This window comes from Nonomuraea sp. NPDC049400 (assembly GCF_044466425.1).
In the GTDB taxonomy this organism is placed as follows: domain Bacteria; phylum Actinomycetota; class Actinomycetes; order Streptosporangiales; family Streptosporangiaceae; genus Nonomuraea.
Genome location: NZ_JBITMP010000036.1, coordinates 36,040 through 59,899, shown reverse-complemented (window position 1 = coordinate 59,899; position 23,860 = coordinate 36,040). Strand labels below are relative to the sequence as shown.

Annotated in this window: 21 protein-coding genes; 9 read left to right on the top strand and 12 right to left on the bottom strand. The window is 67.0% G+C overall.

Going from position 1 to position 23,860, the window contains the following annotated elements:
* Positions 1-148: 148 nt before the first annotated feature.
* The 6 genes from ACIBVN_RS40895 to ACIBVN_RS40870 all read right to left on the bottom strand — a co-directional run bounded on the left by ACIBVN_RS40895 (position 149) and on the right by ACIBVN_RS40870 (position 4,549).
* The gene (locus ACIBVN_RS40895; protein WP_397145668.1) at positions 149-568 is read right to left on the bottom strand and encodes a hypothetical protein; all 420 of its coding nucleotides are present in this window, start codon (positions 566-568) and stop codon (positions 149-151) included.
* Entirely contained in the window at positions 565-1,131 is a 567-nt protein-coding gene (locus ACIBVN_RS40890) for a hypothetical protein (protein WP_397145667.1), read from the bottom strand. The genes ACIBVN_RS40895 and ACIBVN_RS40890 overlap by 4 nt, the downstream gene beginning before the upstream one ends.
* The gene (locus tag ACIBVN_RS40885; RefSeq protein WP_397145666.1) at positions 1,128-1,679 is read right to left on the bottom strand and encodes a hypothetical protein; all 552 of its coding nucleotides are present in this window, start codon (positions 1,677-1,679) and stop codon (positions 1,128-1,130) included. The genes ACIBVN_RS40890 and ACIBVN_RS40885 overlap by 4 nt, the downstream gene beginning before the upstream one ends.
* A 22-nt stretch (positions 1,680-1,701) precedes the next feature.
* Positions 1,702-2,103: a hypothetical protein gene (locus tag ACIBVN_RS40880; protein ID WP_397145665.1), complete on the bottom strand. Its 402-nt coding sequence runs from the start codon at positions 2,101-2,103 to the stop codon at positions 1,702-1,704.
* Positions 2,104-2,163: 60 nt separating this feature from the next.
* On the bottom strand, positions 2,164-3,168 hold the full coding sequence (locus tag ACIBVN_RS40875; RefSeq protein WP_397145664.1) for a DUF932 domain-containing protein: 1,005 nt from the start codon (positions 3,166-3,168) through the stop codon (positions 2,164-2,166).
* A gap of 142 nt (positions 3,169-3,310) precedes the next feature.
* Complete coding sequence (locus ACIBVN_RS40870; RefSeq protein WP_397145663.1) at positions 3,311-4,549, bottom strand: MarR family transcriptional regulator; 1,239 nt, start codon at positions 4,547-4,549, stop codon at positions 3,311-3,313.
* 421 nt (positions 4,550-4,970) lie between these two features.
* Here ACIBVN_RS40870 and ACIBVN_RS40865 point away from each other — a divergent pair, with 421 nt between their 5' ends.
* Complete coding sequence (locus tag ACIBVN_RS40865; protein ID WP_397145662.1) at positions 4,971-5,309, top strand: hypothetical protein; 339 nt, start codon at positions 4,971-4,973, stop codon at positions 5,307-5,309.
* Positions 5,310-6,539: 1,230 nt separating this feature from the next.
* Here ACIBVN_RS40865 and ACIBVN_RS40860 read toward each other — a convergent pair.
* Positions 6,540-7,295, bottom strand: a complete 756-nt coding sequence (locus ACIBVN_RS40860) for an ATP-binding protein (protein WP_397145661.1) — start codon at positions 7,293-7,295, stop codon at positions 6,540-6,542.
* A 280-nt stretch (positions 7,296-7,575) separates the two neighbouring features.
* On the opposite strand from ACIBVN_RS40860, the gene ACIBVN_RS40855 reads away from it, so the two are divergent.
* Positions 7,576-7,965: a hypothetical protein gene (locus ACIBVN_RS40855; protein ID WP_397145660.1), complete on the top strand. Its 390-nt coding sequence runs from the start codon at positions 7,576-7,578 to the stop codon at positions 7,963-7,965.
* Positions 7,966-8,022: 57 nt separating this feature from the next.
* Here the strand turns inward: ACIBVN_RS40855 and ACIBVN_RS40850 are convergent, their stop codons facing one another.
* A complete protein-coding gene (locus tag ACIBVN_RS40850) occupies positions 8,023-8,796 on the bottom strand; it encodes a BTAD domain-containing putative transcriptional regulator (RefSeq protein WP_397145659.1) in 774 nt (257 codons plus the stop codon).
* A gap of 1,235 nt (positions 8,797-10,031) precedes the next feature.
* Here ACIBVN_RS40850 and ACIBVN_RS40845 point away from each other — a divergent pair.
* Both ACIBVN_RS40845 and ACIBVN_RS40840 read left to right on the top strand, forming a co-directional pair.
* On the top strand, positions 10,032-11,033 hold the full coding sequence (locus ACIBVN_RS40845; protein WP_397145658.1) for a LuxR C-terminal-related transcriptional regulator: 1,002 nt from the start codon (positions 10,032-10,034) through the stop codon (positions 11,031-11,033).
* A gap of 19 nt (positions 11,034-11,052) precedes the next feature.
* Positions 11,053-12,885 carry a S9 family peptidase gene (locus ACIBVN_RS40840; protein ID WP_397145657.1) on the top strand — a complete coding sequence of 611 codons (1,833 nt, stop codon included), beginning with the start codon at positions 11,053-11,055 and terminating at the stop codon, positions 12,883-12,885.
* 253 nt (positions 12,886-13,138) lie between these two features.
* Here the strand turns inward: ACIBVN_RS40840 and ACIBVN_RS40835 are convergent, their stop codons facing one another.
* Positions 13,139-13,513: a hypothetical protein gene (locus tag ACIBVN_RS40835; protein ID WP_397145656.1), complete on the bottom strand. Its 375-nt coding sequence runs from the start codon at positions 13,511-13,513 to the stop codon at positions 13,139-13,141.
* Here ACIBVN_RS40835 and ACIBVN_RS40830 point away from each other — a divergent pair, their 5' ends adjacent.
* Complete coding sequence (locus ACIBVN_RS40830; RefSeq protein WP_397145655.1) at positions 13,514-13,678, top strand: hypothetical protein; 165 nt, start codon at positions 13,514-13,516, stop codon at positions 13,676-13,678.
* Between the two features lie 206 nt (positions 13,679-13,884).
* On the opposite strand, the gene ACIBVN_RS40825 is transcribed toward ACIBVN_RS40830, so the two are convergent.
* Both ACIBVN_RS40825 and ACIBVN_RS40820 read right to left on the bottom strand, forming a co-directional pair.
* Positions 13,885-14,256 (bottom strand): hypothetical protein, encoded by a 372-nt coding sequence (locus ACIBVN_RS40825; RefSeq protein ID WP_397145654.1) that lies wholly within the window; start codon positions 14,254-14,256, stop codon positions 13,885-13,887.
* A 29-nt stretch (positions 14,257-14,285) separates the two neighbouring features.
* Positions 14,286-16,280: a hypothetical protein gene (locus ACIBVN_RS40820; RefSeq protein WP_397145653.1), complete on the bottom strand. Its 1,995-nt coding sequence runs from the start codon at positions 16,278-16,280 to the stop codon at positions 14,286-14,288.
* A 1,105-nt stretch (positions 16,281-17,385) separates the two neighbouring features.
* Between ACIBVN_RS40820 and ACIBVN_RS40815 the strand changes: the two genes are divergently transcribed.
* The 4 genes from ACIBVN_RS40815 to ACIBVN_RS40800 all read left to right on the top strand — a co-directional run bounded on the left by ACIBVN_RS40815 (position 17,386) and on the right by ACIBVN_RS40800 (position 22,254).
* Complete coding sequence (locus ACIBVN_RS40815; protein WP_397145652.1) at positions 17,386-19,395, top strand: P-loop NTPase fold protein; 2,010 nt, start codon at positions 17,386-17,388, stop codon at positions 19,393-19,395.
* 146 nt (positions 19,396-19,541) lie between these two features.
* Complete coding sequence (locus tag ACIBVN_RS40810) at positions 19,542-20,132, top strand: hypothetical protein (protein ID WP_397145651.1); 591 nt, start codon at positions 19,542-19,544, stop codon at positions 20,130-20,132.
* Positions 20,129-21,499, top strand: a complete 1,371-nt coding sequence (gene qatC / locus ACIBVN_RS40805) for a Qat anti-phage system QueC-like protein QatC (protein WP_397145650.1) — start codon at positions 20,129-20,131, stop codon at positions 21,497-21,499. The genes ACIBVN_RS40810 and qatC overlap by 4 nt, the downstream gene beginning before the upstream one ends.
* On the top strand, positions 21,496-22,254 hold the full coding sequence (locus ACIBVN_RS40800) for a TatD family hydrolase (RefSeq protein ID WP_397145649.1): 759 nt from the start codon (positions 21,496-21,498) through the stop codon (positions 22,252-22,254). Before qatC ends, ACIBVN_RS40800 begins: the two co-directional genes overlap by 4 nt.
* Before the next feature lie 476 nt (positions 22,255-22,730).
* Here the strand turns inward: ACIBVN_RS40800 and ACIBVN_RS40795 are convergent, their stop codons facing one another.
* Complete coding sequence (locus tag ACIBVN_RS40795) at positions 22,731-23,633, bottom strand: hypothetical protein (protein ID WP_397145648.1); 903 nt, start codon at positions 23,631-23,633, stop codon at positions 22,731-22,733.
* Positions 23,634-23,860: the final 227 nt, after the last annotated feature.

Genomic DNA, 23,860 nt, shown 5'->3' with positions numbered 1-23,860 from the left:
CGCGGGAGTGAGCACTACGATCTCGGTTCCTGCGGCCACCCAGGCGGTGTCCATCGAGAGGTCGGGGCCGGTGGTGCAGGAGGTCTGCCCCGGCCAGCACAATTCGCCTGTGCTGGCCGGGGCAGGCCACCTACGCCACCGGACCGGACTACCGGATCCAGCCCTCACCCTTCTCCCCGCCGTGAACGCGGCAGGCGAGTTCTTCCTCAACGCTCAGCACGTGAGCCAGCAGGTGCTTCACCCCGCTGGTCAGCGCTTTGCGGATGCGGTGCCAGCCGTCGATGACCAGGAGGCCACCGTTGGGTACCGGTACGACGATCAGCGGCTCGGACAGATCCACCTGCTGGGCGTGCTCTTCGTCGATGTGGATCAGTTGCAGCAGCCCGGCCCAGGCAGCAACCTCGACTTGCCCGCCCGGAGTACGGTCCGCCGTCAGCTTCTTGGCGTGTGAGACGTTCCACCGCCATGCCATGAGCTGGAACATCTCACTGTGCGAGCCTTCGGCCGAGTTCGTGACCGCCTCCGCGTCGCCGCTGGACTGACCGGTCCTGATGGTGCTGGCGCTCATCGGCTCGTCCCCCTCCATGCAGCCGCCGGAGAAGCGGATCCGCGTAGGAGAACGTCTCCACGACGGCCGTCTTGGTCGCGGAGACGCTCCGCCGGAACGGCCGACGAGATACTCGCCGCTACCTTGAGGAACTCGCGTGCGGACGAACGGAGGATGAGAGCAAATCCGTAGTCGATGTGCATGAGGGCCAGGTCCTCTTCCGCCAGTCCCCGCTCGGCCACCGCATGAGTTGAGGGAGCGGCGGCGCCGTCGGCAGGGTGGTGGGTGAGGTAGCTGGCGATCCAGGACGCGTACCGTTCCAGTCCGTGGATGCTGTCCCCACCACCGCTGGGGTTCATGGCGGCGTCGTGCCGCAGGACCATGCTCCACCAGATGTGCAGGGTCTGCGCGCGAAGCCCGATGGTCACCTGCCGGGCTGTCACGCGTTGCCCCTGTGCGAAGCGGTGCGCCAGGTCACGCGCCACCTCCTCGTGTAGCTGCCGCGCCCGCTCGGCCACCGCGCGCAGCGACTCCGTTCGGGAGGCGGGCGCGGCCGGGTTCGGGCTCGAGGGATGGCTGGTCATGAGGTGCTCCTCTGCGTCGATTCGATGTTCGGGGCCGGGGTGTGTCCCTGGCGCGTGGCGTGTTCGGCGAGCAGTTCACCGGTGGCGGCCAGGAACCGGCGGGCTGCGGCGCGGGATGCGTGCGCGAGGCCGTGGTCCAAGAGGGTTCCCGGCTTGGTGGAGGTGGGCTCGGCGGTCAGGTACGTACGGGCCCACGAGCGGACCCGGCGTACCGCGTGGTCGGCTTCGAGGTGGTGCTGGTTGAGCTGCTTGTCCACCAGTTCCCACCACATGCGCAGTGCGTGGGTGAAGCTGGCCTGGTAGAGCGGCTCGCCCGTCAGCCGGAGCCCGCGCTGCAACAGGTACGCCACTTCGGCGGCAGCGGCGTAGGCGGCGTGCTGGGTAGCGGCGAGCACCTGCTTTACCCGCCACTCGATCCGTGTGAGCTGGTCTTCTGTCTCGGTGGGTGGCGCGTCGGGCGTGACCGTGGGTTGCTGATCGAGCGCGCCGGATACGTCCGCACCGCCTTTCTCATACGGCTGACGGCGGTCAGGGGGCATGTTCGTCATGCTGGGTTCCTTGGTTGGAGGGCTATTTCGCGAAGTGGCTTGCCGGGATGACAGGCCCGGCAAGGGCATCGGCCAACGACCGGGTGGTGGCCAGGAACCCCTGCGCGGCCTGGCGGCGGGCCTGGGCCATCGCCTGCGCGAACAGGTCTGCGTAAAGGAGCGGGCTGCCGTTCAGGAGGTGCTGTTCGGCCTGGTGGCGGGTGCGCATGACGGCCTCGGCCCCGTCGAGCCCCTCACTGTTGATCAGGTCCATGACCTGCTGCCACCAGCCGAAGACGAACTGGGTGACGGCGAGCCGGGCCAGGTCCTCGGAGGCGAGGCCCTTGCCGAACTCGGCGGCGTAGGTGAGCTTGTCGATCGCCTCACACGCCTCGATCGAGGTGCGGGTGTAATGCGTCTCGGCCATGGTCTCGAGCTGTCCCATGATCTTCTCCTTGAGGTTGTGGTACGGCCCTGAGCGGGCCGTACCGGGTCGGTCGGACGCTCAGGCGGTGGTGAGGAGCTTGAACGCGCGGATCTTGATCTTGGTGTTGTCGTGGTCGTCGAGCAGGGCACGTTCGGCTCGCACCGTGCCGATGTCACGGCTGCCGAAGACGGGGCTCTTGTGGTCGAGCCGCTCGGTAACGGCGTTGTATGCGGCCCAGCGGGTGTTCCTGATGGGTTCCTGGGTTGGGGCGCTGGTGAACAGCCACTCCAGCTCGCGCATCGTCATCTCGTGGTTCTTGCGCCGCAGCTCTTTGGCGTTGGGGTCCATGGGGTGGAGGGCGGCGGCGAACTGCCGGAACTCCTTGACGTCCATCGGAACCGAAAGAAGCTTCTCGGCTTCGGCGGCGAAGGCCTGCCCGTGTCGCCACGTCAGCTTGAGCGCCTCGCGTGCCTCCGCGATGCGCCCGGCGATGTGACCGGTGTGCCGGACCGTGAACTTGGCCGCGTGGTTACGCAACGCCGCGCGTTCGGTGTTCGCGCACACCACACGGACGGGGGTCGCGACGGTGGTGAACGCGCCCCAGCCGTCGTGACGGGAGAACGCCGCCAGGTACAGGTCGACCTGGTCGAACCCGCCGACCATGAGCGGCTCGGGCAGGCGCATGGTGACGAAGACCCGCCGTCCGCCGTTCAGCGAACCGCCGGTGTCGAAGACCGCGCCGGACTCGTCCACCAGGGTCTGCAGGAAGTCGGTGACCTCCTCGTTCTGTACGACCTTGTAGTCCTTGCCGACCATGCCGAGGCGTTCGGGCTGACCGGTCACCGGGTTCGTACGGACGACCAGGAAATCCTCATCGGTGGTAACGGGCTGTCCGGTGACGGGGTCGGTGACCGAACCGACCCCGACCTTGCGCACGTCCCATCCGGCAAGCTGGGCGTTGTTCAGGAGTTCCTCGGCGGTCATCGGGCCGGGCGCGGTGTAGCCGAGCCCGTGCCAGGCGGGCTTCCCCGCAGCGGCGAAACCGGCTGAGCCATTGGCGAAGATCTCGATCTCGTGGGCCATGACGGTGCCTCCTCAGGCGTGATGAATCAGGTAAGGCGATGTGATGCGGATCGTGGGTGGGGCCGTCCCAGGACAGGCCGGGGTCCAGGCGGCGCGTGCCCCGGGGCGGACGGGCTGGTGGGGTAGCCCGCCCGCGTGAGGATCAGTCGCTAGTGCTGTCGGTGGCAGCGAGGGCGAACCGGCGGGGCCGTTCACAGGTCAGCGCTGCCTGACCGAGGCTGACGAGCCGGTCCAACGCGTTGGCCACCGCGCCGGACGAGGCGTCCAACACCCGCCCGATCTCGTAGGGGGTGAACTCCTTACCGGGGTGCTCGGTCAGGTGGGCGTGCACCCGATCCCGCAGCGCGCCCGGCCGGACCGTCACCCCGCCCCCGCCGCCGTTGCCGGTGCGGGTGGACGGCGTCCGTGCCGGGGCGGGGGTGATGCCGGTCAACACCGCGCGGGCGGTCCGATGCACCTGAGCGGCCTTGGCCATCGCCATTTCGAGGCGACCCAACGCCATCACCGCATCGCCGTTGTCGTCTTTCGCGGTGACCGTCCCGGACAGCAGGTCAGCCAACTCAAGGAGTTCGGCCCGCACTCTCGCCCAGGCCGGATCGGTGTCGGCAACCGGCTCAGCGGTCGGCTCGTCTGGAGTCTCGTCGGCGTCCGGCGGGAAGGTCTGGGTGGGCTCCACGTTCACCTCGGGAGCCTCGTCGCGGGCGGTCGGCTCGTCGCCGGATGCCAGGTACCACTCGTCCTTGCTCCGGTCCTCGTCGTCTCCGCGCGAGGCCAGCCCGGCCGCCACCAGCTGATCGAGCACCTTGATCGCGCCTTCCCGGGTCAGCCCGGCCGCTACGCCGATCGCGGCGGCGGACCAGCCGGAGTTGCCCTCTAGGGCGGCCAGTACGGCCTCCTGGTGGGTGTCCAGCCCGGTGGCGTCCTCCGTTGTCTCATACAGATCAGCCACGTTTAGGTCGTCTGTTGTGGCAGCCGTAGGCGTGACCTCCGCTGGATCCGGGAGGTCGACCTTTACGGTCTGCTCCAAGGCGACCGTGGAACTGTCGGTCATGTCGTCGTTGTCGGTCGGATACCACCGGTCCGGGGTGCGCCCCCGGCCCTGACCGTCATGCCCGCCCGCCACACGCCGGGCCCGACCGTCGATTTCGAGCTGGTTGAGGATCTTGCCCACCGCCACCCGGCTCATCCCGGCGGCCGCCCCGATCGCCGTGGCCGACCCGCCCGGCGTGGCGATCAGCGCGGCCCCTACCGCCGCCACACGGGCTTCCGCCCCGCCCTCGTTGTCTGTGTCCGGGGCCGGGATAGCCGGGCCGTCAGGGCCCGCCACGGGCGCGTCAGCGATGGTGTCCGTGTCATTGGCGGCGTTTTCCGCGACAACCATTGCCGTGTCTTGAATAGCCATTTTTCCGATGCCCTTCCCGGTTGAATTCCCGGCCGATGCGCGGCCGGTGTTTTCGTTTGCGGCTCGACCATGTCTCGCGTCGTGGCGCATAGCAAGGGATCACGGAAACATTTTTCGTCACCGCGACGGCTGGAGAGGCTTACCTAACAACACCTTCTGCAAGCTGGTAAAACATCTCGCGAGAAGGTCATCGGATCGGCTTGACAATAGACACGCGTACAGGTCGCCCGACATTTATCCGAACGACGGCGGACGATGCCGTGTTGCCCGATTCACAGCCAGCAGCGCCTCACAAATAATCGCGCGTTCGGCTTGACATCAAATAGAAGTCGAGCGTCCATAGAAATGCGCGGGAAGCCCCCTGGGCACCGGGGACCCGGAAACGAAAGGAAACGCACGCATGATGCGACACACGATTACCGCCGACGATGAGGTCATCGTGAACGCCTCACACGTACGAGGACTGTCGGCCTACGGCCCCGGATGGACGCTGATGTGGGACGGCACCGACGCCGTCATCAACCGTCCCGAAAACGGCGACGACGACGCCCTACTGGAGATCATCAGCTACGAGGACATGTGCCAGCTACGCGACAGCCGCGCCGAACAAGGCGATCCCCACGACGACGGCACCATCGCCGCTGACCTGACCGACATCCTCTGTGAGCACCATCCCGCGTGGGCTGATCTCCCGGCGTACACGCATGTCCCGCCCGCTGGCACCCTGGCCATCAGCTAGCCCCCCGGCCCCGGAACGCCCTGTGGCGAACCGGGCCCCACCCGACACGGTTCCGCGCGGGCCGAGACGGTACGCGCCACACCCGGCACAGGCACGGGCCGCACGCGCCCGGCTGACCTGGACAGCGCGGTCATGCAACCGGCCGAACCTGGGCGGACGGCGACCGACCGGGCGGGCGAGGTTCTGCTCGCTTCCTTCAAGGTCCTCCCAACGGTCGGCCTCACGCCGGCCGTTGGGAGGCTGGCCAGCAGAAGACGGAAAGCAATCGACGACGGGAACCCCGACAATAATGTGAGGGCCGCACCACAACGGGCCCGCACATATATTCCTAGGCTCGCCTTAGGGCGAGTCGGGGCGTGCATCGCCTCGGGCGAAACCCGCGTGACCTGAGCAGACGGCACGCCAACGGGTGATGCGCTCTCAGCGGCGACAGCGGACGCAACAACAAAAGGCGACACCGAGCGCGACAGCGAACAACGCCCTGCTTTTGAACCCGCAACAGCGACCGCGACACCCACGTGGCTAGCTCGGTTGTCCTTCAGCGGTGGATTCCCTCGCCCCTACGCGAGGCGAACCCACCCCGGTCCGCCCGCCCAGCGCCCCCTCCGCACCGGACGGGCGGACCGGTATCAACGCCTACCTACGCCCCAGGTGTCAAGCCCGCACGGCCATCATGTCGGAGCGGGGGCTCTGGCCTCAGGCTGCGACCGCAGCAGCCACTTTCGAGGACCTCGATCGAGTACGGCGATGACGAGGCCCGCCCCCCATCCACATGCCCGGCACGGCGAGCTGGACGAGCACCTTCCCCGGCTCGCGCGCCTGGCTGCGAGCGGTCTCGACGCCGACCCCACCGCCACCATCCGTCCGGCCACCACCCCGCCCGCGCCCCACCCGCGCCCGACGTCGATGGCGGGGACGCCCTTGTCCAGCTCACGTCCGGCTGCCCTTCCAACAACTCGGCCAACGCTGGCAGCACCGGACCAGGCTCTGGCTCACCGCGCTCGAACGCGCCCGGCACGGCCGAGTTTGGCCTTGACGGAATGGGTGGCAGGGCATGACGCAACTCCTGCGGCCCGGTCGCGCTGATGATGACCTGCTTGCCCCGCATGGCCAACCACTGGTAGCCGACCACCAGGAAGGCCCAGTCGGGCCAGTCTCGGCGCAGCCCGGCCAGCGCCTGCTGTGCCCACGGCTCCTGCCCGAATGCGGACACCTGGTCCGCGTTCGGCTTCAGCTCGCCTCCCACAAGCCTGCGGAAGGGTCCAGGCCAGCAGCTCCTTCCTCGCCGACCGGCCCCGGCCTACTCGCCGATACCGTCACGCCCTCCTGCAAGGCGCCCAGTCGACCATCCGGTACATCGCCCGATGCTTCCTGCTGCCCCATGAACGCACGGTGTGGGCAGGCGACCTCGCCGGTGATCATCGGACTCGGCCCAGCAGGGACCGGCTCCAGCGCGAGATCAGCCCAGACCGCGTGGCCCTTGATCGCATCACCCGAGATCCCTGTCCGGGTCGCCAGCTCAGCCACCCCGGCCAGGCCCCTCCCGTGCTCGGCCGCCTCGGGCACTGAGCCAGGCGCGCGGGAGAAGTCCGGGGATGGGCCGCCGCCCAGGTCATAGACCACGATCCTGGCCACTTTTGTGCCGCGTAGCACCTCGACCACGAAGAACCCCCGCTCCCGGCCCGAACGCGAGTGCCGCAGCGCGTTGCTGACCAGCTCGGCCGTCACCCACCGCGCGTCATCCACCCGGCCGGTGTCGGCCAGAAGCTCTCCCACCATGCGGCGCGCGGGAGCCGACTGATCTCCCCGCCCGGGAAAGGCCCGCCGCCAGGCCATCCCGCTCCACACCTGCGAGGCGCGCAGCCTGGACATCACAAGCCCCGGCGCCAGATCCGGGAACTCCTCCACCGCTGACGGCCGCTGGCACGTCGACGAAACGAGGAGAGGGTTCGACTCGGCCGTGGCATGCTGTGTGCGCGTGTCCATGCGGATGTCCCTTCGGTCACGCCCCCGGCCCATCCGGGGAGCGGCCAGCACGATCACTCACCTCGCCGCCCGAATCACACCCCCAACCCGCCACCACGCGCCCACCCGCCCCGGCCTGCAGCAACACCATTCCCACGACCGCCGACACCCCGAGACCGACCCCGGCGATCACCCCACGCGGAGACTGGAGCCCCTCCCCAAAGGCCGCCTACCGTCCCAACCCCGGATGCGGGGTACCGACGTGCCCACCGCGCGTGGGCAGGAAAGGGGACGTCAACGCATGTCAGGTACCGGATACCAGACGCTTCTCGACTGCCGCCGCCGCAGCCGATACCTGCGCCAGCACGGCTTCACAGTCGACCAGATCGCCGTCATCCTCAGCCTCGACCACCTCGCCACCCCGCTCCGCCTCTACCGGTATGCCGCCGGACTCACCGCGGCGCAGACGATCGAGGTCTTCCACCGACTCGCCGGCACCATCAGTGCCGGACTGCGCGAGTCTCGCCTCTACGACTACGAGAACTGGCCGCAATCAGGCCGGCGACCCTCCATCTCCACGCTCCGCCTGCTGGCCCGCATCTACGGCACCCGCCCCGCCCATCTGCTCACGGCCGAGATGCTGGCCACCTACGCAAGGCACGACCAGCGCATTCTTCACGAAGAAAGGTGAGCCCCCGGCCGGGGGCACCGCCAGGTCTCCACTATCCGCCGCTCTTGGACGGGCCCGTTAACGAATGAAGCGCTCATACACCTGCCGCGCCTGCGCACTCGGCACCGCGTCGATCTCCGCCAGCCGCTCCCTCAACAACTCGAACGAACGCCGTACCGCGGGCAGGCGCCCGAGTTCGCCTTGAACCGACATCAGCAGGCACCACAACGTCTCGCTGCACGGATCGATGCGCTCGACCGCCAACCGCAGCACGTCCATCGCCCGGCCTGGATCATCGGCCCTCACCAGCTCGGCCAGCCGCTCAGCGGCATCCGCCGCCTGCCGCTGAGCGGCCTGCCGCAACGGCAGCACCCACAGATCATCACGCCCAGCCAGCAGCGCCCCCCGATACAAGGCCAGCACCTCATGCAACGCCGCCACCCGCATAGCGTCCTCGGCCGCAATCGAGGCCAGCTTGCACGCGTCCTCGAACCGCCAAAAGTCCACATCGAACGACGCCGCAGGCAGCAGTCGCCGCTCCCCGGACTTCAGCACGAACCGCACGCCAGTCGCGCACCCCGTCGCCTGCCGCATCGCCCGGTTGATCTCCCGCACCGCCGACTCCAACCGGCGCCCGCCAACCTCCCCCGGCCACAGCGTCTCGGCGATCCCCTCCGCCGAAACTCCGTCCCGCGACACCGAAAGCAACGCAAACAGCTCCCGCGCCTCGGCACGGCCGAAGGAGATCTCCGACCTGCCATACGACAGCCGCGGTACCCCCAGTACCTCGGCCTTCGCCTTGCCCGCCGCCGCTATGAACCCCGACCTCAGCCCGGCTGAAGCGCCTGGCACGAAGGGCGCCTCAGCCTCCGCCTCCGCACCTGCCTCTGCAACCGCCGGGCCGGAGCTGGGCTGGTCAAGCTGAGACGTAGTCACCGCCCGAGGTTCACTGCCCTCAACGACGGCAACCGACTCCGGCGTCACGCAGTCGACCGCAGGCGCCTGCGCCCCAGCGGGTGCCAGGACAACCGCCGGGGGTACTTCAGCGTCCTCACCATTGCGACCATCGATGCCGCGTGGACAGGCGGCATCGCCAGACAGGCCCACGGCAGACGAGCCCGCGCTCGCCTGCATCGGCCAGGACCGTAGACGACCGATAAGCGCAGCGCTCAGGACCATGAGCATGAGCCCGAACGCCAGCGCAGCACCCAGCGGACCCATCGCCTCAGGCAGGTACTCTGACCTCGGCCTCACCGCATCGACCGATGTAGGCACAGGGGAAGACATGGAGGCCGATGCCAACGGCGTTTCCGATGGAGCCGGTGGTGTGAGAACCGTCGTGGACGATGGCTCCCTACCGTTCCTTCGTGGGCGCTGCTGACGGTCAGCCCTTGGCTGACGATCTCGGTTGAGAACTCGACCCGGAGCCCGGCCAGCTTCCCGGCCGCTTTCACGCAGCATGCGCGGTTCGGCATCCCTCCTACGAAATTTGGCTGGCTCAGCTTCAGGCTGTTTCACCGTAGAAGCCACCTCGCGTGGCCTCGACACCTTCTGCGGTTTAGGAGAGAGCGAGGCATGCACCGGATTGCGTTGCGACCGTTCCAGCAACTCCAGGAGATCCAGCGCCCGGCCTTCCATCAGGTCGCCATACACCAAGGCACAGAACTTCTCGATGTCGTACACCTGACGTGGCGCTCGGCCCACCTGCGGACAGTAAGGCTCTGCGCTAGCCAACGCACTGGCTGGCGAACTGACGCCAACCAGAATTGACGCCGCAACCGCTGCACTCAGCTTCCTCGCTACGTCTACGACGAGTTGCTGCCGCATACTGCCTCCCTGCCACTTTTGAGCCTTCGCACTGATCAGACCGTGCGCGGCACCGCAACAGGGGTGGTGAAACTCTCCACGGCAGCTACTGGCGGGGGCGCGGTGCACGGGGCAGCGAGAACGCCTATGACAGCGGGCCTCCGGGGCACAGCGCTTGATGGTGAGAACTCACCATCGCTCGGAACCACTCATCGCCCGACACGGCAAGAAGGGCCATCACAAGGCGTGTTAGGGCCACTACTCTCTGATCGGAGGTGACGGTGGACGGACAGGACCAGGTCAAAGCGCAGCGCCTATTGGAGGGCGTCGTCCCAGAAGAGATCTTCGCGTCGTACTCCGTGCTGCTCACGGAGGGCGGCTGCCCTGAGGACGACGCCGCGTCCCTGCTTGGAAGCAGTGAGCAGGTCGCGGAACTTACGGCCCGTGGGATGGCGCATCGCCGGCCGGACGGCCCCTCGATGCCGCCACGTCTCGTGCCCGCTCCCCCGGAACTCGCATTGCAGGGCGTCTTGACAGACCTTTCACGCCGTCTCGTCAGCAATCAGGAGCGGTTGCTGGCCGGACACAAGCGACTGAGGGAGTTCCACCAGACGCCGGCCGCGGCGTCCTCGAACTCAACGATGGACCGGCTCGTGCAGATCGTCACCGATCGGGATGAGATCAGCCGCCTGTCCTACGCACTCATCAACGCCGCGCGGCACGACTGGCTCACATTGGACAACTACGTCCTGGAGGCGCCTGTCGAGGACTCCACCGGGTACGTGCCGCTACCAGTCTTCGAGGGCCAGGTGCAATGCCGGGCGATCTATGAGACCCGCTGCGCAGAGCACCCGATCGGTGCGAAGACGATCGAGGCTGCAGTGGAAGCCGGGGAACAGGCGCGGCTGCTGCCTCGCATCGGGATGAAGATGAAGCTCGCAGACGAGGCAGTCGCGCTCCTTCCGCTGACGCCCACAGGGATGGGCGGAGCTCTGCTCGTACGCTCGCCCGTCATCGTCGGTGCGCTGCGCGAGTACTTCGAACTGCTCTGGGAGAAGGCGATCCCGTTCGGAAGCACGGAAGCCGTCGGGCCACTCACCCCTGCGCAGTCGCAGGTACTGCAGTTGCTCAATCAAGGACTATCCGACGAGGCGATCGCCCGGCGGATGGACATCAGCGTCAACACCATGCGCAGACACTGGACCGCCATCCGCGATGCGCTGGACGTGGAGACCCGCTTCGCCGCCGGAGCCGCAGCAGCGCGCCGCGGCTGGATCAACTGAACCCGAGAGGCCCTGTCACATGCCCGAATACCTGGACTTCGTTCCCCAGCAACGCTTCCAGCCCACCCTTGCGCTGTCCCCGGACGGCCAACTGGTCGCCTACTCCAGCCACGCCTCCGGGCACTACGACCTGTGGGTCGTTCCCGTCACCGGTGGCGAGCCGCGCCGCGTGGCGGGCTTCGACGACCGGACAGTCCGCCAGATCGCCTGGACCCCCTCCGGCGATCGGCTGGTCTTCACCGCCGACGAGAACGGGGACGAGCAGTTCCGCATCTACCTCGTCGCTCTGGATGGCAGCGGCCTGACCGAGATCAGCTCCGGTCCGGACTGTCAGCGTGTCCTGGCCACGTCGCCATTCGACCCGACCGGCCGCTTCCTGGCCTACACCGCCAATGACCGCGACCCCGCCGCTCAGGACCTCATCGTCCACGATCTAGAGAGCAGCGAACTCCGCCGCTTCACACCCCCGCAAGGGGTCGCGTTCGAGGCCGTCAGCCTCTCCCCCGACGGCCGCTGGCTGCTGGCGACCGGGTTCCGTTCCAACACCGACATAGCCATCTATCTCACCGACCTGAGCGACCCGGACGCCACGCCGATCTGCATGACATCCGCCCTGGGCGAGGGTCTCTTCGAGCCCGGAGTCTGGGCGGCGGACTCCAGCGGCTTCCACCTGCTCACCGACCATTGGAGCGAGTTCACCGCCGCCGCCTTCTACGACCTCGCAGCCAGCTCCCTGCAGGCGATCGCGCGCCCGAGTTGGGACGTCGAGGTCCTCGACGCCGCCGCGGGAGTCCGCATCTGGTCAGTCAACGAGGGCGGCAGCTCCCGCCTGCACGCCGACCGCGACGGCCGCCCCATATCGCTGCCCGGCATCCCGCCCGGCGTCATGTCCGCGCTGTCCCTGGCGCCTGACGCCTCCTTCGCGGTCATCCTGATCAACTCCGCGGCGAGGCCGGCGGAAATAGCGGTCCTGGACCTGGCCCGACACGAGTTCCGCTACCTCACCGATACCCGTCCTCCGGCACTGCACGTCATCGACCCCGTCGCCCCCGAGCTGATCACTTACCCGGCCCGCGACGGACGCGACGTCCACGCTCTGCTCTACCGCCCGAACGGCCCCGGCCCTCACCCGGTCCTGCTGTCCATCCACGGTGGCCCGGAATCCCAGGAGCGCCCCCTCTACGCTCGCTCTGGCCTCTACCAGCATCTTCTCCACCAGGGAATCGCCATCCTGGCCCCCAACTTCGCCGGATCCACCGGCTACGGCACCGCCCACCAGAAACTCATTTACCGCGACTGGGGCGGCATCGACCTCGACGACCTGGACCACGCCATCCAGTACCTCCGCACCCTCGACTGGACCGACCCGAACCGCCTCGCCGTCATGGGCGCTTCCTACGGTGGCTTCGCTGCTCTGTCCTGCCTGGCCCGCCTTCCCTACCCGTGGGCAGCAGGCGTCTCCATCTGCGGTCCCAGTAACCTCCTAACCTTGGCGAAGGCGTCACCCCCCACATGGAAGACGTTCGTCGCCACCGTCCTCGGCGATCCCGACACCTGCGCCGAACACCTCCTCGAGCGCAGCCCCGTCACCTACGCCGACGGCATCACCGCTCCCCTGTTCGTCATCCAGGGAGCCCATGACCCACGCGTCCCCCAGGCCGAATCCGACCAGATCGTCACCCGGCTACGCGAACGCGGCGTCGAAGTCCGCTACGACATCTATCCCGACGAAGGCCACGGCTTCACCAACCGCGCCAACGAACTAACCGCGTACAAGGCCATCAGCACCTTCCTTCACACCCATCTGCTTGCCAAAACCGCCGACTGCTCCGCATCGCTCCACGTGGGCTGACAATTTCAAATAGAACAGTGCCCCCCGCAAGACCGGGGGGACTGCCGAGAGCCCATCCCACGCTATGTAGCCGGGCCGCCTAAACGAGTTCACCTCGATTCTTCAGCGGCTGTGTTTGCGTGAGTGGCTCCGCAGTTTGCCCGTAATGTCCCCGATGCGGTTGGTGTGGGCCGTCGCATGTCGCTGCGGTGGCGCCGGGTTCCATGAGCCCGGGGCGGGGCTCCTTCCTGATCGTCGTGGCAAGGTCCGGCACTCAGGCGAGGATGGGCAGGTCGATGAGGTGCTGCCAGGCCAGGACGAACGCCTGGGCCCAGGGCCAAGTGCGCTCGATCCGCAGGTAGCGACGGCGGGCGAGGGCGGGCAGGTGGTAGAGCTGGTAGCTCATGGTGCCCGGTTCGGCGCGCTCCAGGCCGTCTTGATCGTGCAGGGTCAGTAGCCGGAGCCAGCAGTCCAGGTCGTGGCCGAGGTCGGCGGCCAGGATCCAGCCTTGGCTGACAGTCCAGTCCTGGCTGGGCAGGTTGCGCAGACCCATCGCCTTGCCGGCGCGCACCCGGTCTTCAACCACCGGGTGCGCGCGGGCCACAGTGTCCAGCCACTGCGGATGGTGGGAGCCGGCGATGCCCCACACATGCGGCCGATGTTGGTGGCGATGATCGAGTACTTCCAGCCGGTCCGCATCTCGAACGCGGTGAGGTTCTTGCGATGGCAGGCCGAGGGGCGGACCCGGCGCACCAGCCGCATGCCCTCCGGCCAGCCGGCCCGCTGGTTCAGGCCGGTCAGCTCCGCCACGTGATGGCCCTGCTGGAGACCGCCGTCCTGATCGAGTGAGTCGGCCCAGGCAGTGGCGGGCAGCCGGGTGATGGCCTGCTCGTCGAGCGCGGTGATGGTCCAGCCGACCAGATAACGCACCGTGCGGCGGGGACCAGGTCAGACCGTCTGCACCAGTTCTGGCACCGAACAGGCTCTCCTCGAAGCCAGGGGGCGACGTTCGGGCAGGCGTCACGATCTGCGCCATCGGCGGTTTCGCCGGGGCAGTCCGAGCCGGGCCTGCACCGCACGCTCGAGCCAGTCGACGAACTCATCGGGGGTGTCCGGCAGGAGAGGCAACACCCAGTACCTCGCCCACTCCTCCCGCTTCGAGCGGGCCTCGGTCGTGTGCCGGCGAAGCCTGGCGAGGGCCGCCCCCCGGCCAAGAACCCGGGTTGGGCGGGTCTGGCCGCAGTAGCAGGCCATGCCATCAGCGTTGATGACGATGTACACGGCCCGCTCCTCCCGGCCGCTGTCCTCCTCAACGCCGAGGGGACAGCACCTGAACTCTTCAAGCCAGGGACGGGCCAGGCGTGCGAGTACGGCATACCGCTCCGTCGTCATGCTGACCACGCCGGACCACACGCGAGCCCTCACCGCGCACGCGGCTTCGGCTCAGAGATGAGACGCAGGTCGTCCGCAAGGTCTTCGAGCTGCGTGAACGACGCTTCCACCTCCGCCCACGCCAGCTTATCCGTGGTGCCGTTCTCGTCACGCAGGTCCATCAGGTCGCGGAGGCGATCGAGGGACGTGCCGAGCTTCTCCTGGAATTCGGTGAGAGCGTCGATCTCCCGTTCAGCCGCGGTCTTCTCCTTGCCCGAGCCTTTGGCGCTGAAGCCGTGCCGGACCGCGCTGCGCAGCTTCGCGTTGTAGGTGGAGCCCCGCCAGCCGCTCGGCTGGTCGACGAGTTCCTCCTTCTCCGGATCCCACCAGCGGGGGGACTTGGCGGAGCGCACACGCTTGACGGCGTCCGCGAGGATCTGCCGGCCCTCCGCCTTGTCCAGGAGCCCCTTAATGATCAGACCGACGGCCGTACGGGCGATGGTGGTCCCGGCCTCCGTCTCCGCCGAGCCAGCGGCCGCGAGGAGGTGGCCGCTCATCACCAGGGAGATCATCCCGAGTGCGCCGAGCAGCAGCCTGGCCTGGGTCTCTCCAGCGTCCGCGCGGGCGAGTAACTTGTCGACCTTCATGTCCGTGTCAATGTTCTCGACGACCCACCAGTTGTCGACGAGGTCCTGCCACAAGCATCCCGTTTCGAGAGCAGTCCGCGGAGAGTTGGTGCTCATGCTCGCGGAGTAGGAGCGCAGCCCCAGCTCGACGATCGGCCCGTTGCGCCGGCTGAGCACGAGGCGGCCCTCGGTCTGCAGCTTGCTGCGCACCAGCGCGTTGAACGACGGACTCTTATGCGTGAGCTGCTGCATGACGAGGGCGAATCGCAGGTCGGGGAGCCAGGAGGCGAAGCCGAGGTCCTCCATCGAGGAGGCGACGTTCCCGCGACCGATCAGAGCGTCGCGCGTGGCCCTGGCCTGCGCCTCGGGGCCCAGGAGTCCCTCGTCATACAACCCGTTGATGATCTCCTCTGCCTTCACAGCGTTCTTCGCGCCGTCGGCGAACACCTTGCCGCCCGTGTTCATGCGCAGCAGCAGGGAGCGCACAGCGGCGGGGAAGCGTTGCATCCCGCGCTGAGCGTCGTCATCGCGGTAGCCGACGATAACCGTGACCGGGATGGTCAGCGCGTTGAGGGCCATCGCGGCCCGATTGCGGTCCTTGATGTCGCCTGAGGTACCGGTGCGCGGCTCCTTGAGACGCTTATGCTCGGCTTTGATCACCTTGCGGACCAGCTCGCGGCGCTGTGGGAGGGGCATCCGCATCAGGTGCGAGGGCCGAAGCTCCACGGTCTCCTTGCGCGCTTCCCCGACCAGGGAGTCGTCCACCCATCCCCGGGGCACCCGGATGCGGTGGTAACAAAAGGCGAGGCGGCAGTTGCCGTCCACGGCGGTGAGGTCGTCGGCGGGCTCGCCGCTCTCAGACGTAAAGGCCGCCGGCACCAACATCAGGGGGCGCTCAACGAGCCGCTCCCCCACTTCCTGGGGGTTGTCGGTCAGTACACGCTGGGCGGACCGGTCGACGGACTCCAGAATGTCCTTGTGATCGTCCGGGTGGATCAGCACGGCATGGTCGCGGTGAGGCTCCGGCATGGCCAGCGCCGTGCGCATGCCGCCGGCGCGCGGATCGGCCTCGTAGGAGGCCTCGGCCAGCAGGCGGTCGTTTTCGATCGCGAGCGACACCATGGGCGAGTAGGCCCGGTAGGAAATGACCATCAGCCAGCCGATCTCCACCCTGTGCCGCTCGACGCGGATGCGGTCGAGCTGCTGAGGCTCCACGGCGCCCTGGACGAGGCGGCGGATTTCCTCATCGGAAAGGTGGACGTCGTCGTGCTTCTTCAGATAGTCCTCCGCGCGTGTCGTCACGCTCACCGGGGGAATCCAGTGTTCGAACTCGCCCTCGGAGTTGCGAAAGCCGGTGACGGGGATGACGCGGATCTCGTTGTCGTCCGGCTCGAGCTCCGGCGTGGTGATGTCGCTCATTGCGACCGCCCTTCTTGGTACGGCCGCACAAACGTTGTGCGGCCTGCGGAAGTAGCGAGGCAGCACCATTCGGAGGAGCTACGCACCCTCGTCGCCGTCGGAGGACCACAGTCCGACCTGGGCGTACTCGGCGTCGGTGCGTAAGCCGTCGGCAATCCGGTTGCCCACCCGGACGGAGGGGGAGGGAGACGCGGGTCGTGCGTACTCGGACCGCAGTCCTGTGCGCAGGCATCGGGCCGCTGCATCAACGGCATCAATGCGCCATATTAGTACTCGCCGCTCCGTAACGGGAAATGATTTAAAGTGGACGATAAATCCCGTAACTACCAGCTAGTCCCAGTCTCAGCCTTTTGGACAGACTTGGATAGATTCTCAATGAGGACGCCGGCCATCGGGTTGATCGCGGCGTGGTTCCCGTGCGTCCCGGGCCGGTCGATGTCGCCAGGAACGCCTAGGCATGGGACCGCCGATCGCCGTGGAGGCCCGCGGCAAGCCCACCACGGATGCGCATTGGCACAAAGCAGGCTAATCGCCCATCCTAGAAGTAGTCCGACCCGGTTCACCGAGGGCCGGAAGGCCGTACCATGCGATACGGGCGAGCGGTCAGGGCTTGTACTTACTATTTCACCCGGACAAATCCTAGCCACTTCACGGAAATCACCTCACGCGGAGTGACAAGCTGTTCGCCCGAAGCCCAGACACGCCTCGTCACGTCATCGAAGCCGGACTGGACCTGACTGGCCGGGTCCCGTGAGGTCCTCACGGGCGTTTCCCCAGCATCGACGGTGACTGGTATGGGTGCCGTCAACTACGAGATCGCGTATGCCGACGGCCGCCGCGACAAGTTGCATTTCGTTGACCAGCCGGTTCCGTTCTACGCACCGCAACGACGCGAGTAGGTCACTGCTGGTAGTGCAACGGGCCACTTGCGACATGATCGCAACGCACCCATCACATTTTAGTAACCGATCAGTGACAGTGTGCGGTCTACGTCGATACGTCTGTCAAATTCCCATCGACGCTAATAGCCGATCTATCCTCGATGTTCGCTTTCGGCTGCCGAGAAGCGGATATGTCAAGCTGACGCGTTGGACGGAGCGGGGCAATGTGGGCGGATAACGAAACCGAGGTTGATCTTCTCGGCTTCGACTTTCTGGTGGACACCCTGGTCGTGGCGCTCACCGAACCACGGCTGCTCCCCCTGACGGTGGGCCTCCTTGGGGACTGGGGCTCCGGGAAGAGCAGCCTGATGCGGATCACGCGACAGGAGTTGCTGAAGATCCGGGATGATGAAGAGTCGCCGTCCCGGTACGTATGCGTCCAGTTCAGCCCCTGGCAGTACGAGGATTACGACGACGTCAAGGTCGCGCTGATGACGACCGTGCTCGACGCGATCGGTCCACGGGCCGGCAGCGATCAGCAGGAACAGGTTTCTAGGCTCCGTAGGTTCGTCCAAGGTCTGGGCCGGTGGGGACGCAGGGGCGGCCGGGTCGCGGTCTCCGCCGCCCAGACCGCGGCTCCCTTCGCGATCCAGGCGATGGACCCGAGCATGGACCCACAGGTCCTGGACGTCACGAAGGCCGGGGTGAACGCTGCGGCGAGCGAACTCAACAAGCTGTTGGAAGACCCCAAGGCTAAGGAGGTCGCCCCGGGCAACGGCACGGCTGAGGCGATTACGGATGCAGGACGGTTCCGGACAGAGTTCGCGAAGGTCATCAGAACACTGGAAGACGTTGATGCAGTGGTGGTGTTCATCGACGACCTCGACCGATGCCTGTCCGAGACCGTGGTGGACACCTTCGAGGCCATCCGGCTGTTCCTCAACACGCCCAAGACCGCCTACGTCCTGGCGGCCAACCAGGCGGTTGTTGAGTCCGCGATCGACTCGCGGTACCCGCAGCTGCGTCGGCCCGACGGCACCGGGATCGGGGCCGACTATCTGGAGAAGATGCTGCAGCTCAAGGTGGCCATCCCGCCGCTGTCCGCTCCGGAGGCCGACACCTACGTCAACCTGCTGCTGGCCGAACTACGTCTCGACGACGAACAATTCCGCAAGGTCCTGGATGAGACCCGTTGTCGCCGCGAAGCCGGCAACCTGCAGGTGGCGTTCAACGTCGGCGTGGCCGGAGCGGTCCTCGGCGACGTGCCGCCCGACCTGGTGCGCGACCTGAACTGGGCAGCCAGCATCGCCGAGGTGCTCGGAGGCGGACTGCGCGGGAACCCGAGGCAGCTCAAGCGGTTTCTCAACAACCTGCTGCTCAAGCACCGCAGCGCGCAGCGCCGGAAGATCACCCTCGACTTGCCGGTGCTGGCCAAGCTCATGGTCCTGGAGGAACAACACTTCAGCGACTTCCAGCGCCTGTTCGACTGGCAACTTACCTCGCCCGGCTCCATCCCGGAGCTTGGGGCGGCGGAATCCATCGCACGGGCTGGATCGACCACCACCGAATCGGAGACCGATGAGGACACGTCGCCGCCGAAGGAGGGCGAGACCGCCGAGTATTCGGGTGCCCGCCGATCATCCGTCTCTAATCGGGGGCGGAGGGCCGACAAACAGCCGCAGGTCGCCGAAGAGGTGCGGGCGTGGGCGAACAAACCACACGTGCGTACGTGGCTGCGGCTGGAGCCTCCGCTTGGCGAAGTAGACCTGGGGCCGTACTTCACCTACTCCCGCGACAAGCTCGCCTTCGGCGTCGCCGTCACGCGACTGCCTCCGCACCTGCAGGAGCTGCTTACCAGGGTGCAGGCCGATGTCGCCGGGGTCCGGCGGCTCGCGTGTGACGAGATCGGAAAGCTCCCTGGCGACGGACGTGTCCAGCTCGTGGAGGCGTTGGTGGAGGTGCTGACGCGGCGACCCGGCGGTCCGGCGTTCGTCGCCGCGCTCGAACTCGCCGAGCGGGCGCCCGACACCCTGTCGGTCATCTGCGACGCCTTAATGCGGATTCCACCCGAGGCCGTCCCGCGCGGACAGGCCGGGAACGCCGTCCGTCGCTTGCCTGCCGATAACCCGATGGTGTCCGCCCTACTGGACCGTTGGCAGAACAGCGACGCCCCCGGTCTGAAGGGCGTGATCAGCGCCGCGCGTGAAGCGCAACGACGCAGCGGCCGACGCTGATGGGCACCTCGGCCGATCGCACCGCAGGCAGCGGCGGAGCGTGGACTCCGCTCAAACACGCGACAGCGTCGTATGTGCGCGGGCTTACTTCCGGATCTCCGAGCACCCGCACGTATGCCCAGCGGGTACTCGCTCGCCATGTTCCCGTGTTGGGTGGAGCTGCCGGTGCTGCAGCCGGTGCCCGTGCCGGGCGCAATGGCGTCCAGCGCCTCGGTGCCTTGCTGGCTGGAGCCGGCGGAACGGGGCTTGAAAACACGCTGACCTCACTGGGACTGGCCACACTCGTTGGCCAGACCCGATTCGACGTGCTTGATGAACTGATCACCTTCATCGCGGGAGACGGCGACGACCTGGACTCACAAGCCGCCCGCGACGCCGCGTGCGACGTGCTGGACGAGGTCTTCGGTGACGCCGATACATGGCCTGAGCTGACCGACACCGCCGAGATGACCGTCTCTCGGGAGAACCTGCCCACCCTCCTGGAAAAGTTCCTCGCCCAATACGTCTACAACCGGGTTCCTGTCATCGCGGAACGCCTCAGCCGCATCACCGATCCGAACGCCGTGCGCCAAGCCGACGAGGAAATGCGCCAGATCATTCAGGTCCTCGTGTCGCTGCGCATCCCCAACGACCCCTTCACGGTCGACTGGGCCGGCCCCGAGGGACACCAGATCGCCGAGGATACCGTCCGCATGACTTACGAGGCCCTGCAAGGACTGGACGGAGACGCACAGTGACCACCTACCTTGTGCGCACCGATCTCACCACATCGGTGACCGCACCCGACGGCCTCCGCCTGCTCGACTGGGCGCCGGCGCGGACCGCAGCCACGATCCAAACCGGCGGCACCGGACCCGAGTTTTTCGCCGACTGGCGACCACCCCGGCCAACTGCTGACCTCCTCTTGCTGGGCGCGGCCGTGTACTGCGCCGACAAGACCACCCGACGGCGCGACACACCGGACTCCTGGACGAGGGAGTTCACCCTCCGGCTTCCCGTCGAAGACACTACCGCTTGGCAAAGCGCTGGCTTCGAGGCGACCCTGAGGTTTTTGACCGGCGACCACTGGGAAATCAGTCCCTACCACTCCGATCGCCACCCACTCGCTGCTGTGGCCGGCGTTCCCACTGCTGATCGCCCGATCGGGCTCGACGTGGACGGTGTGTGTCTGTTCTCCGGCGGCCTCGACTCGCTCTGCGGCGTCATCGATCTTCTGGAAGAAGATTCCGAACGGCGACTGTGCCTGCTGTCCCACCACGAAGGTGGACAGGCATCCTCCGCACAACAGCTTCTCCTCGACGAGCTCAACGCACACTACGGCGGCGAGCGCATCGCCTCTCGCCGCCTCTATCTGCGACCCGCCCCCGCAAACAACCACCAAGCACGCTCGCTGCCCAGGGCACGCGAGAACACCACTCGATCTCGGTCACTGCTCTTCCTCTCCGCCGCGCTGGCCCTCGCCGCCGCAGGCGGATCAGAGACGCCGGTGTACGTGCCGGAGAACGGCTTCATCGGTATCAACGTGCCCCTCACCCGATCCCGCGTCGGCAGCGCGAGCACCCGCACCACCCACCCACACTTCATGCACCAACTCGGCACCGCCGCCACCGCGATCGGCGTGTCGAACCCAATGTTCAACCCATACCGGTTGCGAACCAAGGGCGAAATGCTCGCCGAATCCCGCAACACCGAGCTACTGCGCCGACTGGCACCGCTGAGCGTCTCCTGCTCGCATCCAGAGACCGCCCGGTACGTAGGCCGCAAGCAAGGCAACTGCGGATACTGCTTCCCCTGCCTGATTCGCCGCGCCTCGCTGGCGCACGTCGGATGGGACAACGACGAGTACGCCTACGACATGTTCACCGAGGAGGACTGCAAGATCCTTCTCAACCGCCGCAGCCGCCGCGGAGCGGACCTGCGGGCCGTGATAACCGGCGCCTTCGTGGATCGACCGGATCGAGACGTCCTACGCAACGGCCCGCTGCCACAAGGTGAACGTGCAGCCTTCACCGGAGTGTGGCGACGGGGACTCGCAGAGCTTCGCGCCTGGCTAACCAGCGGAGCCTGCGGGGCGCTGGCCGAGCTGGTGGAGTCTCGATCGTGACGACTCCGGTGTTGACCGATACCCACTGCCATCTCGATGCCTACGACAACCCGGTCGCGGTCCTAGATGACGCGCACGCAGCAGGGGTGCACGTGATCGCCGTAACCGAAGACCCCGGCAAGTATCGCCTCCTGCGCACCCGCCTTGGTCGACGCGACGGTGTCGACGTCGCGCTGGGCTTCCACCCACTTCGGGCAGGGGGTGCATCCCCTCACGATCTCGCCCGATTTCTCCGGCTCTTGCCGCAGGCAACGTGGATCGGCGAGATCGGACTCGACTTCTCTCGTGCCGGGGTGGCGTCCCGCAAGGAGCAGCTTCGCGTGTTCGAAGCGATCCTGGCCGATCTTCAGGTACGAACCCGACCCGTCACCGTTCACAGCCGTGGTGCGGAGCGTGAGACCATCACCCGACTGGCGCAAGCGCAGGTGCCGGCGATTCTGCATTGGTACACCGGACCTCTGGCCGCTGTGGACAACGCACTTGCCGCGGGGCTGTGGTTCTCGATCAACCCGGCCATGACCCGGTCGAAGAAGGCTCTGCCGCTGCTACAACGGCTTCCGCCAGATCGTGTACTGCTGGAAACCGACGGCCCCTTCGCGCGCTGTGGAAACCGCTCAGCCGTTCCTTCCGATCTCCTCGGAACACTCGCTCACCTCGCCCAGGTCTGGGGCAAGTCGGCCGATGAAGCGCACACAGCGGTCACGCAGAACCAACAGCGACTTCGCGGCACAGACAGCGGCCCACTACCGACCTGACGGACAAGCTTGCACTGTCGACACCTGACTTCCAGGAGGCACACCATCGCCAGCGGCATCACCGGGCAGCGCCTCGTCGAGGGCCTCGCCGGGGACTGGATCCTGAACGCTCCCGCGATTATCTCCCCGTTCTCGCGCTGGCGAGGAGGGCTGCAGGCCAGCGAGATCGTGCCCGTCGACATCGCCCTTCTGCCGACGGCGTTGCATTGGAGCGCGGGCCAGCAGATTCGGTTGACGTCACGGGACAGCACACCGGTACTTGGCCGGTGCCGCGCTCAAGTCCGGGCGTCACTTCACACTGGTCCCGAGCGCGTCGCTGCCCTTCGCCTCCCCGCCGTCGCCACAGGCCGGGAGGGCTGAGTGCGGGCGGCTTGCTCCGTTCATGCAGACGCGCGGGCACTTGAAAGTGCACAGCCTGCGACATCGTCACCGAACGCCGCGCCGCTCGGTCGGCATACGTCGTGCGATGCTCCTGATCATGCCGACCGGGCCTCTGCGCTCATCTCAAGCGGAAGGTAATCGTCGATCCTGAAGAGGTGCACTCTGGGCATCGAGAGCGTCCCTGCACCACTTTTCACCAGAGGCCCGGTCACGATGACTCTGAGCTTGAGGTCGTGTGCTTCCACTGCCGTGTGGTACGCGTCCCCACGCAGGACTATCTTGACCGGCCGGACCCGGCTGCCCACAAGCGCCTTTACTTTGACGACGCCTTCTTCGTCGTCCGGGTCACGGTCGAGGGAACTGACGAATCCGTAGATGACGGCGTCCTCCACCCTGACCTTGTCTCGGAGAAGATGACCGATCTCGCGGATCGCTCCCGCCGCTTCCTGCGGGAACTCAACCGTGTCGCCACCGGCGCGGGGCGGGGCCGCCGTCAGAGCCCATTGGAAGGTGATGTCCAGGTCACTGGCCTTCGGAGCGGAGATCATCGCGGCCAGGGCAGCGCACGCGTCAGCTGACATGCCGGCGACGACGGCGCGGTTCAGGTCTTCCTTCGGCGGTATTCGCTCTCGAATGACGGCCAGCTCGTGGATCTCGCGGAGAACGTCGGCCATGATGCCTGTTACCCGCCGCGGAAAGTAGTTGAGCTCCGACTGGACGTCGATCAGCGGCTCCTGCTTGCCTTCTATGATCACCGGCTTCATGACGCCGATGGGACTGACGATGGGAATGACGAAGCTGCCTTCCCGGGTGTGGCCCATGCCCACAAAATCGGCGTATTCTCGCGCTCTCAACGGTTGCGAGCGGCCGTGATAGGAGCGGCGGTGGATGGCTGAGCACGCATTGGCGACAGCGAAGGACCGGGCGCCTTCCAGGAGCTTGGCGGCCTCAGAGAGCGGGACGCGGGAACGGTTGTCATCAAATTCCAGGTCAATCACGTCATCTTCGATGTAATGGAGCTCCGTGACGATGTCTTCGGTTCCAGAGCCGCGCTCGCCGGCGATATCCTCGATAAAATTCTTGACTCTTCGTGGATAGTCCGCGGCCTGACGATTAAGCGGAATCAGGACTTCCCACGAGTCTCAGACCCATAACTCCATGCGTGGGAGCGGTCTGCCCTGGAAGTGCCACGAGTTCGCCTTCAGGTAGGCGCGCAATCCCGCCG